Genomic DNA, 13542 nt, shown 5'->3' with positions numbered 1-13542 from the left:
GCGGGGCGAGGCCCCGGTCGCGCTCTCAGTCCATGCCGATCCAGACCGATTTGGTCTGGGTGTAGCTCTCCAGCGACTCGGGGCCGCATTCGCGGCCGTAGCCGGAGGCCTTGTAGCCGCCGTAGGGCACGGCGGGGTCGTACTGGTTGTAGCAATTGACCCAGACCGTGCCGGCCTTGATCTGCGAGGCGACCCGGTGGGCGCGCCGCAGGTCCTTGGTGTGGACGCCGGCGGCGAGGCCGTACGCGCTGTCGTTGGCGATGCGTACGGCGTCCTCCTCGGTGTCGAAGGGGATGATCGACAGGACCGGTCCGAAGATCTCCTCCTGGGCGATCCGCATGCCGTTGTCGACGCCGGTGAAGATCGTCGGCAGGAAGTACAGGCCGGCCGAGAGGTCGTTGGAGGCGCCCTCGGGGGTCCAGCCGCTGCCGCCGGTGCGCAGGATCGCGCCTTCCTTCTCGCCGACCTCGATGTACGAGCTGACCTTGTCGAACTGTCCGCGGTGGGCCAGCGGTCCGAAAAGGGTGGCGGGGTCGCGCGGGTCGCCCGGCTTGAGGGCGGCGGCCCGGCGGACCAGCCGTTCGACCATCTCGTCGTGGACGGGGCGCTGCAGCAGCAGCCGGGAGCCGGCGGTGCAGATCTCGCCCTTGTTGTAGTAGATGCCGAAGAAGGCGAGTTCCTCGGCGGCGTCGAGGTCGGCGTCGGCGAAGACGATGTTGGCGGACTTGCCGCCGAGCTCCATCGTCACCTTCTTCAGGGTGCCCGCCGCCTTGCGGATGATCGTCTGGCCGACCGAGGTGGAGCCGGTGAAGGCGATCTTGTCGATGTCGGGGTGGCCGGTGAGGGTCTCCCCCAGTTCCACGCCCGGGCCGGTGATGACGTTCAGCACCCCGTCGGGGATCTCCGCCTCCTGGAAGAGCTCGGCGATCTTCAGGGCGGTGAGCGGGGTGGCCGGGGAGGGCTTGTGGACCACCGTGTTGCCCGCGGCGAGGGCCGGCGCGATCTTCGTCATCGACAGCAGCAGCGGGAAGTTGAACGGGGTGATGGCGCAGACCACGCCCAGCGGTTCGCGCAGGGTGTAGGCGAGCTGGCCGCCGGCCGGGGCGCGCGAGGAGCCGTCGACGCGGGTCACCGCCCCGGCGTAGTAGTGCATGAGCTGGGCGGCCATGGGGGCGTCGACCGTGCTGGAGAACGCGAACGGTTTGCCCATGTCCACGGTCTCCAGCAGGGCGATCTCCTCCAGGTCGCGCTCGATGAGCTCACCGACCCGGTTCAGCCGCAGCGCGCGCTCCTGGGCGGAGAGTCTGCTCCAGGGGCCTTCCTCGTACGCCGTGCGGGCGGCGGCGACGGCCGCGTCCGCGTCGGCGGCGGCGGCCTGGGCCACCGGCACGATCTCCTGCCCGTCCACGGGGCTGATGTCCGGTTCGGTACGGCCGTCCCGGGCCGGAACCCAGGCGCCTCCGATGAACAGTTTCCCGGGGTTGGCGAGGGGCTGGCCGCTCAGCTCACGCTTGGTCATGGCTGCCTTCCGGTTTCGGTTGCGGGGGTACTAGCCCTTCGCGAGCTGCCGTAAGAAGGTCTCGGCGAGGGCCTTGGAGGAGTAGGGGTTCTGGCCGGTCGTCAGCCTGCGGTCCACGACCACGTGCGAGTCCCAGATCGCATCGGCCTTCTCGTAGCGGGCGCCGAGCCGGGTGAGTTCGACCTCCAGGATCAGCGGGAGCCGGCCGGCCATGTTCGTGACCAGCTCCTCGCTGTGCGAGAAGGCGGTCATCCGGTAGCCCTCGAAGGGCCAGCGGCCTTCGCCGTCGCGCAGGGCGAGCAGCGAGGTGTGGCCGTGGCAGACGGTGGCGAGCGGCTTGTCCTGGGCGATGACCCAGCGCAGGATCTGGGCGAGTTCGTCGGACTTGGGCAGGTCGCCGATGGCGCCGTGGCCGCCGCTGACGTACACGCCGTCGTAGTCGGCGATGTCCTTCTCGGTGAGGGTCTCCAGGGCGAGGGGAGCCCTCAGCTGGGGGGTGCTCCCGATGACGCGGACGTACTCGGCGGCGTTGGCCGCGTCCTCGTCGGGCGAGCCCTGGGGGCGGACCCACTGGAGGAACTGCGGGTCGATGCTCGTCTGGTCGACCGTCGGAGTCCTGCCCGCGATCGTCGCCACGTCCACGTCGTGTCCGGCCGCTTTGAAGAGCGAGAAGGGCACGACGAATTCCTCGGCCCAGAATCCCGAGGGGTGCTGTTCGCCGTCGAGCAGATGCAGTGTTGCTTTGGCCGTCATGACGACGAGAATCTTCATGATTCTCTCCTTGTTCTGGATTCGCTGCCGATTCAACACGCCACCCGCGGGGGGCGTAAGGGGGGTGACGTCAGGCCCGCGATACTTCGTCACGTGCGTCCAACGCCGAGATGATGGTGCGAAATTCACCGACCATGGGATGGTCGGGGTGGGCTTCCGCAAATATGCGCTCCCCGTACAGGGCCGCCATTTCCGGGGAGTACGGAAGGATTCCGGCCAGCGGCGCCCCGTAGACCGCCTCGGTGCGCCGCCGGGCCTCTTCCCGGTCGATGCCTTCGGGGGCCATGCTCAGCACCAGGGCCCGGCGGCAGGTCAGGCGTCCGGCGAGGGCAATGGTCTCCTCGACCCCGGAGAGGTCGATCCGGTCGGCCCGAGCCATGATCATCAGTACGTCGGCGCTGGCCATGGCGATCACCGACTCGTTGTTCAGTCCGGCGTGGGTGTCGAGCAGCAGTACGTCGAGGGCGTGGTGGGCGGCCAGCCGGTCGAAGCCCTCCGGCAGCATCCCCACGTCGTAGCCCACGGCCATGATCTCGCGCAGGGCGGCCGTCCCGGTCCGGGCCGGCACGACGTACAGCCCGCCCCGGCGCAGTCCGAAACTGTCGCCCACCTGCTGGGCGGTGGCCTCGATCTCGCAGCGGCCGAGCAGGTAGTCGGTCAGGGAGGCGCCGGGTCCCAGGCGGAACAGCAGGTCAAGGGTGGGTGACTGGATATCGGTGTCCACCACCCCCACCCGGCGTCCCTCGCCCGCGATGAGCAGCGCGAGGTTCGCCAGTACCGAGGACTTGCCCGTCCCACCGCGGTGCGAGTGCACGACGATGGTGCGGGTCATCTAGGCCACCACCCTGGTGCCGGCGCCGTCCACGTGCGGCCCCCGCGCCGCGCGTGGCCGGTGCAGGGCCAGCATGGTGACGTCGTCGTGCTGTTCGGCGGTGCCGGTGTGCTCGCGCACCGCCAGGTCCATCAGGTCGACCAGGACCTTGCCGTTCGACGGCGGTCCGGCGAGCAGTTCCAGCATCCGGTCGTCCCCGAGGAAGCGGCCGTCCGGGCAGCGGGCCTCGGGGACTCCGTCGGTGAACACGAACAGGGTGTCGCCCGGGTCGAGCTGGGCGTAGCCGAGGGTGTAGACGCAGTCGGGCAGGACGCCGACGGCGGGTCCCGTGACGTCGAGGGCGACGGGCGGGCTGCCGTCGGCGGGCAGCAGCAGGGGCGGGTTGTGGCCGCCGTTGATGTAGACGAGGCTGCCGGTGAGCGGGTCGAGCACCCCGAAGAACAGGGTGGCGAAGTAGCCCTGCCGCAGGTGGTTGCGGGTGAGGTAGCTGTTCGTGGCGGTGACCGCGTTGAGCAGCGGTGTGGCGCCGACGACCGGGATCCGCCGGCTGCCTCCGGCCCGTCCGGCGGCGACCAGGTGCTGCAGGCCGCTGTTCTGCGCGGTGTGCCGCAGCAGGGAGCGGATGAGCGCCATGAACAGCGCCGCTCCGACCCCCTTGTCGCAGACGTCGGCGACGACGACGGCGAGACGGCGGCCGCGGGAGATCTCGAAGACGTCGTAGAAGTCCCCGGCTACCTGCCGGGCGGGACGGAACCGCACGTCGATCTCCCAGCCGTCGGGCACGGGCATCGATTCGGGCAGGAAGCCCGCCTGGATCTCCCGGCCGATCTCCAGCTCCTTCTCGTATCCCATGAGTTCGGCGCGGGCATCGGCCTCCCGCAGGGTGCGGCCGAGTCCGGCGCGCTCCGAGCAGCTGTGCAGCCGGGCCCCGACGAGGGCGGGCAGGAAGGGGGGTACGAGGTAGTCGTGCCCGATCCGGACGTGTTCCTCCAGGGCGGCGAACTCCGTCACGGTCCAGACGACCACGATGGGGGCTCCCGCCCAGCGGCGCAGCCGGCGTACGGCCATCCGTACGGCCGCCCCGTCGGACTCGGCCGGGGCGAGCAGCACGTCCGCGACGGGCAGCAGTTCCAGCGGGCCTTCGCGCAGTTCCCTCAGGGTGCGGGTGACGAGCGACGCGTCCATCGCCCGCAGGGCGTCGAGCAGCTCCGGCGGTGGTGGCGGGTGCGCGTCGAGGATGATCACGGTCGTGGAGGGCATCGGTCCGTCCCCTCAGCCTTCACAGTCAGCGTGCTGATGTTGCGGCCGTCCCTGTGCGCGTAGCCGAACTCGTCCACGCTGGTCAGTGCCAGGTGGATGCCGAGGCCGCCGATCCGCCGGTCCTGCGGGGGAACCCCGGGGGCGGGCGGCAGGCGGCCTTCGACGGGGTCGAAGGGGGGCGCGGAGTCCTCGATGACGATCTGCACCCCGCCCGGGCCGGAGCGGCCGCGGACGGTGATCCGTCCGTCGCCGCCCCGGTACCCGTGCATCACGACGTTCGTGGCCAGTTCGTCCACGGCCAGCCGGAGCCGGTAGGTGGCGCCCTTGTCCAGGCCCGCCGCTCCGGCCAGCCGCAGGACGAACGAGGCGATGGATCCCAGTGCCGCCACCGTCGCGGGCACGTCCAGCACGCGGGAGGTCATCGCCCGTTCGACCATGTCAGTCACGGTGGTCACTCATCGGAGAGAACGATGCTGCGGTCGAGCCCTGCGGTCCGGATGGTCCGGGACACGGGCTCGATGGCACCGACCACCTTGATGGTGACGTCGTTCGCGACCTTCTGCTGGGCGAAGACCAGGGAGCGCAGTCCGGCGCTGGCCATGTAGCCGACGCCGGCCATCCTGATCTCGACGGTGTGGGTGCCGTGGCCGGCGGCCTTCTCGATGGTCCGGTGGAAGTCCGGCGCGGTCTTGGCGTCCAGCTCGCCCGTCAGCTCGATCACGGTGGTGTCGCCCTCGATGCTCAGGGACACGGAAAGCGGCATGTCAGGTCTCCTTCGGTCAGGGCGTGTCGAGGTCGTCGCGATCGTCGGGGTCGTCGGTGCGGCCCACCAGGATCACGACCGAGCGCGGGCCGATCAGGTACTTCCCGGCGTTGTCCAGTTCCTGCTCGCCGCCCGGGGTGCGGATGTCGTGCGGCGCCGCCGCCCCGGTGTCGGCGAACAGGTGCCAGCTCCGGCCTCCCGGCAGGGCGGGCAGTTCCAGGTCGTGCGACTCCCAGTGCGCGTTCATGGCCACGTACACCACGTCGTCGTCCCCGGTGCCGCAGCGGGCCACGGCCAGCAGCCTGCTCTCGTCGGACCAGTCGGGCTGCCAGGCCCGCTCCCCGTGCCAGCTGATGTCCGGCAGGCCGAGGTGCTCCCGGACCTGCCCGGTGGGGTGGGCGGTGGAGCGCAGTTCGCGGTGGTGCCCCCGGAAGGCGATCATCTCCCGCGTGAACCGCAGCAGTTCGGCGCTTTCTTCGACCTGGTCCCAGTCGAACCAGGAGAGCTCGTTGTCCTGGCAGTACGTGTTGTTGTTGCCCTGCTGGCTCCGCGCGACCTCGTCCCCCGCCAGCAGCATCGGGATGCCCTGGCTGGTGAAGAGGATGGCGAGGGCGTTCTTCATCTGCCGGGTGCGCAGCGCGTTGATCCCGGGGTCCTCGGTCGGCCCCTCGGCTCCGCAGTTCCAGCTGTTGTTGTCGTTGGCACCGTCGTTGTTGTGCTCGCCGTTGGCCTCGTTGTGCTTGTCGTTGTAGGAGACCAGGTCGGCGAGGGTGAAACCGTCGTGCGCGGTCAGGAAGTTGACCGAGGCCGCGGTGCCGCGGCTGGAGTAGAGGTCGGGCGAGCCGGCGATGCGGGTGGCCAGCTCGCCGACGACCCCGGAGTCGCCCTTGAGCCAGCGGCGCACGGTGTCGCGGTACTTGCCGTTCCACTCGGCCCAGCGGCCGTACGCCGGGAAGTTGCCGACCTCGTAGAGGCCGCCGGCGTCCCAGGCCTCGGCGATGAGCTTGGTGTGCCGCAGCACCGGGTCGTAGGCGAGCAGTTCCAGCAGCGGCGGGTTGGGCAGCGGGGTGCCGTCCAGGGCCCGGCCGAGGATGGCGGCGAGGTCGAAGCGGAAGCCGTCGATGTGGTAGTCGGCGACCCAGTGGCGCAGGCAGTCGAGCACGAAGTTGCGCACGACGGGGTGGTTGCAGTTGACGGTGTTGCCCGTGCCGCTGAAGTTGAAGTAGTACCCCTCGGGCGTGAGCATGTAGTACGTGGCGTTGTCGAGCCCCTTGAAGGAGATCGTCGGGCCCTGCTCGTTGCCCTCGGCAGTGTGGTTGAAGACGACGTCGAGGATGACCTCGATGCCGGCGGCGTGCAGGTCCTTGATCAGGGTGCGGAACTCGTCGCCCTGCATGCCGTAGCGTCCGGTGGCCGCGTAGCCGGCCTTGGGCGCGAAGAACGAGACGGTGTTGTAGCCCCAGTAGTCGAAGAGCTGCTCGCCCGTCTCCGGGTTGGTGCGCGGGTTGTCGCTCTCGTCGAACTCGAACACCGGGAGCAGCTCGATGCAGTTGACCCCGAGTTCCTTCAGGTACGGGATCTTCTCGCGCAGCCCCGCGAAGGTGCCGGGTGCGGTGACCTGCGAGGAGGGGTGCCGGGTGAAGCCGCGCACGTGGGTCTCGTACACGACGAGGTCCTCGGCGGGGATGCCCAGCGGGGTGTCGTCGCCCCAGTCGAAGTCCTGGAGGCAGACGCGGGAGCGGTACTGGTAGCCGCGGCTGCGGTCGGGCTCCACGCCCCACACGTCACGGCCGGCGATCAGCCGGGCGTACGGGTCGGAGAGCACCTGGCGGGCGTCGAAGCGGTGGCCGGTGACGGGGTCGTAGGGGCCGTCGGCCCGGTACCCGTACTCGATGTTCTCGTGGTCGAGGCCGAAGACGGTCATGGCGAAGACGCTGCCGGTGCGGAATTCCTCGGGGAACTCCAGTTCGGCCATCGGATCGGCTTCTCCGCGCTTGTAGATGACCAGCGTCATGCTGGTCGCCTGGTCGGAGAAGACGGAGAAGCTGACCCCGCCGGGGACCACGTTGGCCCCGAAGGGGAACGGTTTGCCCGCCCGGACGCGGTACCCGCCCACCTCGTGGGTCGGGTACGCGTCGACGCGCAGCACCTGCTCGGACCGGGTCTCGGTCATCGCGCTGCCTTGGCCTTGGCTTTGGCCTTGGCGGCCGCGGCGGCGGCCTCACCGGTCTCGAAGAAGTCGAGGAATCCGGTGGCCGACATGACGAACCGGACTTCCTCGCTCACCCCGTACAGGGTGACCGCGACGCCGGCGTGCTGCGCCTCTCGGTAGACGACGAGCAGGGTGCGCAGGCCCGCGCTGGAGACGTAGGTGACAGCCGTGAGGTCGATGCGCAGCGGCTTGCCCTCGCGGACCAGCGGCAGCAGGGCCTGGAGCAGTGCTCCGGATGTCTCGCTGTTGATCTCACCGGTGGCGACGAGCACGGTGCCCGTCTTGTTCCGGCGTTCCTTGACGTTGAGAGTCATTGCGTTCCCCTCTGGTTGGGGCGCCCCCCGTTGAGCGCTACTTCTTGGCGACCGGACGCAGCCGGACCTTGACCTTCACCCGCCCCTGGACGTCGGGCAGCCGCACGGTGAGGGCATCGGCGTCGAAGTCGGTGTACGGCTTCTCGTCGATGTCCACGGACGCGATCCGCACCGAACCGGCGGGAAGCAGGTCGGGCGAGACGCGCAGGACGCGGTCCGGCAGGTCGGTCGGGGCGGGCTGGAAGTGGAAGTCCATCTCCCGGCCGTTGATGAGCAGGTTGTTGTAGACGGCGGAGAGGTAGCAGAGCTCCGCCGAGTGGTACATGGACATCGAGTGGCTGCCCTTGAGCCGCTCGGTGCCGAGCAGGTACGGCGTACCGCTGGCGAGGACGTTGAAGTAGACGGCTCCCTCGTCGTGGTCGAGGAAGAAGGTGTTGTAGAAGGCCTGGGCCTGCCGGGCCTCGCGCAGGTTCGCCTCGCCGCCGACGGTGCCGTTCAGGATGAGGTAGGCGAGGATCGCCTGCTCCTGCTGCCACCAGGCCTTGCGGTCGTGCCAGGCGAATCGGTACGCCTCCTGGTCGCCCTCCTTGAGCCGCTCGACGACGTCGTACCAGCCGCCGCGCTGCACGTCGCTGCCGACCGCCGGCATGATCTCGCCGATCTTCCTGGCGAGCTGCTCGTACTCCGGCTTGGCCTTCAGCGAGTTCATCCGCATCAGGTTCCAGGCGATCTTCAGGTTGTGGCCGACCACCGCGCGGTTCTGCTGCCAGCTGTGCGCGGTGTCGTGCGACCAGTCGCGGAAGAAACGCTCCTGGACGAAGGGGCTGTTCTTGTAGTCCGGGAACTTGTCCGCGATGGTGTCGAAGGTGTACTCGAGGAAATCGGCGTACTTCCGGTCGCCGGTCGCCAGGTACAGGTTGATCAGGTACGCCGGAGCGTGGTCGCCCACCGAGTTCCAGTTCTTGCGCTCGGCGTTCTCGCCGAGGGACTCGTGGTCGGCGCTGAAGAGGATCGGGTCGATGTGCGAGTAGTAGCCGCCCTGCTCCGGGTCGAAGAAGAACTTGTCGAACAGCCGGATGGTGGCGTCCGCGTCGTTCTTGATCCGGATGTCGCCGGTGACCCGGTAGGTCTGGATGGGGCCGGCCAGCGCGTAGATCTGCTCGTACATCGGGATCGCGTCGTAGTCGTCGGAGAACTCCGAGGTGAAGAGCTTGCGCTCGCTGTCCCCGTCGACGCTGATGCCGTGGTACCAGAAGACCACGTCCTCCTCGCTGTCCACGACCCGCATGTGCTTGCGCAGGTACTCGGTACCGCGCTCGGCGACCTCCAGGTACTCGTCCTTGCCGGTCAGCAGGTAGGCCGAGGCCATGCCGTAGACCAGCCGGGAGATCGTGTCGGTCTCCTGGACGTGGCTGGCGGTCTTGTCACCACCGAGCCGGATCTCGGTGCGGTACTCGGTGAAGTCCACCGGCCCGTCGCCGAACTGGGCCCGCTTGTAGAAGTCGGCCAGGGACTCGATCTGCTTGATCCACCAGCTCGGCTCCTCGAAGCGGTAGTCCTCCGCCCCGCGGCCCAGGAAGACCAGGCGCTTGGCGTCGAAGCTGCCGCCGCGCTCCGGGTAGTGGACCCCGTAGACGAAGAGGAAGCGTCCCGGTGAGAGCATCTCGTCGATGTGCCCGGAGGCGTCGATGTAGGGCTCGTCCAGGTTGCGCACCAGCTCGGCGCTGGGGCCTCCGGTGAGCGAGACGTCGAACTCGCGCCCGTCCGAGGTCTTCAGCCTCAGCAGCCGGGTCCCGGAGTCGAAGCGGGTGACGTACCCCGCGATCGTGTCGGAGAAGGAGAAGGTCACGGCGTCAGCCATGGGTCACGCACCGTCCTTGTCGTGAGAGCCGTCGTCCACGTACCCCTGGCTGACCTCGACGACGACCCCGTCGGGATCGCGGACCCACACGGTCCGCCAGCCGCAGATGAAGTCGTCGAAGTCCAGTGGCCCCAGGGTCACTTCCGCCGCGTCGCCGAGCGATGCCAGGAACGCGTCCACGCTGTCGGTCTGGAAGGCCAGGTGGCGCATCCGGCCGGGGGCCTGCGGACCGTCGTCGTGCGCCGTGCGGGCCGGTTCGGTGCCGCCTGCCGCGAAGAGCTCCAGGTACGCGTCCCCCTTGCGCAGGAACACGATCTGCGCCTCCCCGAGGTCGACCACCCGGGCCCGGGCGAAGCCGAAGTACCGGGTGTAGAACTCCTCGGTGGTCTTCTGGTCCGTGCAGTTCAGTCCTACGTGGGACCAGCGCAGCCCGGCCATCAGCCGGCCCCCCGGCCCCGGCCGGCCGCGATCAGTTCGATGATCCGGCGGGCGAAGAGGTGGTGGTGGGCCCCGGTGCGGCCGGTGACCAGGTCACCGTCGACCACCACGTCCTCGTCGACGTACTCGCCGCCCATGTTCCGCACGTCACCGATGAGGTTGTTGTGGCAGACCACCTTGCGGCCGCGGATCCGGTCCGGGATCGAGGAGGCCAGCCACATGCCGTGACAGATGATCCCCTTGAGGACCGTCGGTTCCGCGAAGGCCCGGCGCAGCAGCTCGGTCGCCGGGGCGAGGACGTCCACGTCCTCGGTGTAGCGCAGCCGGTCGGCCACCATGCCGGAGGGCACGATGATCGCCGCGTACCGGCGCAGCTCCTCGTCGCTCAGCCCCTCCAGGGACTGCGTGGCGGTGAAGGGCGCCCGGTACTCGTGCCCGGTGAAGGTGATGGAGTCGTTGCCCCACAGCCGGGTCAGGAAGTCGACCTCGGCGCCCTCCTCCGCGAAGCGGCGCTGGTAGTAGAAGATCTCCGGCTCGTAGTAGTCGCTCTCGACCAGGACCGCGATCCGGGTCCCGGACAGTGCGCCGTCGCGCAGGACTGCGTCAGACACGGGAGGCCCCCTTCAGGAAGTCCGCCGCGCGCTCGGCGATCATCGCGATGGCGGTGTGGCAGTTGCCCGACGGGACCGCGGGCATCACGCTCGCGTCGACCACGCGCAGGTTCCGTACGCCGTGCACCCGCAGCTCGGGGTCGACGACCGAGAGGTCGTCGATGCCCATGCGGCAGGAGCCGGCCTGGTGGTGGTAGCTCTCCGACTTCTGCTTCACGAAGGTCCGCAGGTCGTCGTCGCTCGCGTAGCCCGGGCCGGGCTGGAGCTCCTGCTTGTACCAGGGCGAGAAGGCGGAGGTCGCGAAGATCTCCCGGGCGATCCTGACGCCCTGCACCATCCGTTCCAGGTCCCACCGGTCGCCCAGGTAGTTCGGGTTGATCAGCGGGTGGGCCAGCGGGTCGGCGCTCGCCAGCCTGATCCAGCCGCGGGACACCGGCCGTACGACACCGGGCAGGATGGACACCGTGTTGGGGTGGTCCTGGCCGACGATCACGTCGAAGGGCACGTGGACGAAGGCGATCTGCAGGTCGGGGGCGGGCAGGCCGGGCTGCGAGGACAGGAATAGAGCGCTCTCCGACAGGTTCTGCGCCGGCGGCGGGAGCTCCTGGGTGACCTCGGCCATCAGCCCGGTCAGTACGTGGTTGTGGAAGTTCTCGCCGACCCCGGGCAGGGCCGCGGTGACCTCGATGCCGTGCTCGCGCAGCTGCTCGGGACGGCCGATGCCGGACAGCAGCAGCAGCTTCGGGGACTCGATCGCCCCGGCCGCCACGATCACCTCGCGGCGGGCCCGTACGGTGTGGGGCCCCGGTTCCGCGGGAGCGCTGTGGCCGTCCCGGACGGTCCGCCCCGGGATCTCGGCGGGGGCCCGGAGCTGGGTGTACTCGACCCCCGTGCAGGTGTCCCCGTCGAAGAGCAGCCGGGTGCTCTGCGCGCTGGTGCGCAGGGTCAGGTTGGGGCGCCGCAGCGCGGGCTCCAGATAGGCGGCGAGGACGCCCTGGCGGCGGCCGTCGGCCACGTCGATGTGGTGCCAGCCGGTGCCGAAGAGGCCGCGCCGGGGTCCGTCGGTGTTGAAGTCGGCGATCTCCTGGTGGCCCAGCTCGACGGCGGCGTCGATGAAGGCGCGGGAGACCGGGTTGGGCCCGTGCAGGGCGGCGTTGATGATCCGCTGCGGGCCGCGGGTGCCCGTGGTGGTGGCGGTGGCGTCCTCCTGGCCCTCCAGCAGGGCGAAGTAGGGGAGCACGTCCTCGTACGACCAGCCGGCGGCGCCCTGATAGGCCCAGTTGTCGAAGTCCGAGGCGTGGCCCCGGATGTGCATCATGATGTAGAGGTTGCTGCTGCCGCCGGGGGCCTTGCCGCGCGGTTCGTAGGTACGGCGGCCGTCGAGTCCGGGCTGCGGGGTGCTGGTGTAGCCCCAGTCCACCGGACCGCCGAGGAGCTTGTACCAGGAGGACGGGTCGTCCACCTCGGGCGGGATGCGGGAGCCGCCCGCCTCCAGGACGAGGACGGAGACGTCCGGGTCCTCGGAGAGCCGGTCCGCCAGCACGCTGCCGGCGGTGCCGGAGCCCACGATCACGTAGTCGTATTCCTCTGCCTGTTCTGCGGCCATGACCGTGCTCCTCTCAGTCCTGGCCGAGCACCTGGAAGGGGACCGTGTCGTGGTGGTTCGCCATGTAGGCGATCTTTCCGTCGACGATCCGGAAGAAGTTCATGACCTCGGCCTCGATGGGCTCACCGGAGGCGCTGACCGCCGTCAGGTGCGAGACGGCGGCGGCCTTCTCGCCGTCGACGACGAAGTGCACGGGCTCGTTCCGGAAGACCCGGTACATCGTCCCCATGCCCTTCATCATCGAGCGCAGGACGTCCAGGCCCTCGATGTGGCCGGCCAGCTGCTCGTCCATCACCTGGTCGTCGGCGAACAGGTCGCACCAGCGTTCCCAGTCCCCGGCGTTGGCGTACTCGTAGTACTTGCGCAGGATCTCGGTATGGCTCTCGTGTCGGTCCATCGTGATCGTCCCCCTATCGGTCCCTGCGGGTTCCGTCCGGAGCGAACGGTGCCCAGAACTGGCTGAAGGCGGTCGCCGAGTCCCCGAAGAGCCCGTCGCGGCCCTCGACGATCCGGCCGCCCCGCCACCGCATGAAGTGGAAGACCGGGTAGTCCATCCGCTCGTACGGGGACCCGCTCGCCGCGTCCGCGCCGTCCCTGACGGCCACGTTGCGGCACACGTCGGCGCTGCAGTCCTCGCCGACGAGGACCGCCTGGATGTCCATCCGGAAGGTGCCGCCCGTGAGCTTGTGGGTCTGCCCCATCAGCTCCAGGAAGGCGTCCAGGCTCTCGTACCAGCCGGCCAGCGGGTGGTTGCCCGGCACCAGCCAGCGCAGGTCCTCGGAGTAGTACTCCAGGATGCGCGCCCGGTCGCCCGAGCCGAGGGCCGCGTAGGCGGCCCGGACCCGCTCGCGTGTCACTTCGGTCATCGTCTCTTCTCCCGCTCTCTCCTTCGCCGGCGCTCAGAGCGAGGCGGAACCGGGCATCGGGGCCAGGTCGTTGACGGTGTACTGCTTGATCAGCGGTCCCTCGGGACCGGCGACGACGGTCCAGGTCTGGTCGGCGTCGAAGCCGAGCCACACGCTGCGGGCCGCCGGCGGATCCCAGACCTTGGCCTGCCAGTTGACGAGGACCCGGACGACCGCCCGGTCGCCCTCGATGACGGGCTCCACCTTCGTGACGGTGTGGACCTCGTCGAAGAAGCGGTGGGTGACGGCCTCGTACCAGCGGCCGAAGCCCTCGTGCCCGAGGAAGGTGTCCTCGGGGACCTTGAACTCCAGGTCCTCGGTGATCAGGGCGAGCACGTCGGCAGGGCTCACGTGCTGGTCCAGTGCCACGTACCAGTTCTCGGCGAAACTGCGGATCGCGTCCTCGGTCAACTGCCGCTCGGCGGGCATGCGGTCTCCTCCTGTCCGTGC

The 13542-nt window shown here is 69.6% G+C and carries 15 protein-coding genes; all 15 read right to left on the bottom strand.

The window, feature by feature from the left end; all coding sequences use genetic code 11:
• Positions 1 to 25: 25 nt before the first annotated feature.
• On the bottom strand, positions 26 to 1519 hold the full coding sequence (locus OG373_RS31510) for an aldehyde dehydrogenase family protein (protein WP_405441746.1): 1494 nt from the start codon (positions 1517 to 1519) through the stop codon (positions 26 to 28).
• Positions 1520 to 1549: 30 nt separating this feature from the next.
• Positions 1550 to 2290, bottom strand: a complete 741-nt coding sequence (locus OG373_RS31505) for a type 1 glutamine amidotransferase domain-containing protein (RefSeq protein ID WP_405441744.1) — start codon at positions 2288 to 2290, stop codon at positions 1550 to 1552.
• Between the two features lie 70 nt (positions 2291 to 2360).
• Positions 2361 to 3122: a MinD/ParA family protein gene (locus OG373_RS31500; protein ID WP_405441743.1), complete on the bottom strand. Its 762-nt coding sequence runs from the start codon at positions 3120 to 3122 to the stop codon at positions 2361 to 2363.
• Complete coding sequence (locus OG373_RS31495) at positions 3123 to 4382, bottom strand: PP2C family protein-serine/threonine phosphatase (RefSeq protein ID WP_397733396.1); 1260 nt, start codon at positions 4380 to 4382, stop codon at positions 3123 to 3125.
• Positions 4364 to 4819, bottom strand: coding sequence for an ATP-binding protein (locus OG373_RS31490; protein ID WP_405444272.1), 456 nt, complete (start codon positions 4817 to 4819; stop codon positions 4364 to 4366). The genes OG373_RS31495 and OG373_RS31490 overlap by 19 nt, the downstream gene beginning before the upstream one ends.
• A 14-nt stretch (positions 4820 to 4833) precedes the next feature.
• On the bottom strand, positions 4834 to 5145 hold the full coding sequence (locus OG373_RS31485; RefSeq protein WP_030388476.1) for an STAS domain-containing protein: 312 nt from the start codon (positions 5143 to 5145) through the stop codon (positions 4834 to 4836).
• A 16-nt stretch (positions 5146 to 5161) separates the two neighbouring features.
• The gene (gene glgX, locus OG373_RS31480; RefSeq protein ID WP_405441741.1) at positions 5162 to 7318 is read right to left on the bottom strand and encodes a glycogen debranching protein GlgX; all 2157 of its coding nucleotides are present in this window, start codon (positions 7316 to 7318) and stop codon (positions 5162 to 5164) included.
• Positions 7315 to 7671: an STAS domain-containing protein gene (locus tag OG373_RS31475; protein WP_405441739.1), complete on the bottom strand. Its 357-nt coding sequence runs from the start codon at positions 7669 to 7671 to the stop codon at positions 7315 to 7317. Before OG373_RS31475 ends, glgX begins: the two co-directional genes overlap by 4 nt.
• A 37-nt stretch (positions 7672 to 7708) precedes the next feature.
• The gene (locus OG373_RS31470; RefSeq protein WP_405441737.1) at positions 7709 to 9532 is read right to left on the bottom strand and encodes an AGE family epimerase/isomerase; all 1824 of its coding nucleotides are present in this window, start codon (positions 9530 to 9532) and stop codon (positions 7709 to 7711) included.
• Between the two features lie 3 nt (positions 9533 to 9535).
• The gene (locus tag OG373_RS31465) at positions 9536 to 9970 is read right to left on the bottom strand and encodes a VOC family protein (protein WP_405441736.1); all 435 of its coding nucleotides are present in this window, start codon (positions 9968 to 9970) and stop codon (positions 9536 to 9538) included.
• Entirely contained in the window at positions 9970 to 10581 is a 612-nt protein-coding gene (locus tag OG373_RS31460; RefSeq protein ID WP_030388471.1) for a DJ-1/PfpI family protein, read from the bottom strand. Before OG373_RS31460 ends, OG373_RS31465 begins: the two co-directional genes overlap by 1 nt.
• A complete protein-coding gene (locus OG373_RS31455; RefSeq protein WP_405441734.1) occupies positions 10574 to 12187 on the bottom strand; it encodes a GMC family oxidoreductase in 1614 nt (537 codons plus the stop codon). Before OG373_RS31455 ends, OG373_RS31460 begins: the two co-directional genes overlap by 8 nt.
• Before the next feature lie 13 nt (positions 12188 to 12200).
• A complete protein-coding gene (locus OG373_RS31450) occupies positions 12201 to 12584 on the bottom strand; it encodes a nuclear transport factor 2 family protein (protein WP_405441733.1) in 384 nt (127 codons plus the stop codon).
• Between the two features lie 13 nt (positions 12585 to 12597).
• Entirely contained in the window at positions 12598 to 13053 is a 456-nt protein-coding gene (locus tag OG373_RS31445; protein ID WP_397733380.1) for a nuclear transport factor 2 family protein, read from the bottom strand.
• Between the two features lie 33 nt (positions 13054 to 13086).
• Entirely contained in the window at positions 13087 to 13521 is a 435-nt protein-coding gene (locus OG373_RS31440; RefSeq protein WP_405441731.1) for a nuclear transport factor 2 family protein, read from the bottom strand.
• Positions 13522 to 13542: the final 21 nt, after the last annotated feature.

Source organism: Streptomyces avidinii (assembly GCF_045161815.1).
Classification (GTDB): Bacteria; Actinomycetota; Actinomycetes; order Streptomycetales; family Streptomycetaceae; genus Streptomyces; species Streptomyces avidinii.
The sequence above is the reverse complement of the archived record's forward strand: the minus strand, read 5'-3'. Positions and strand labels throughout refer to the sequence as shown.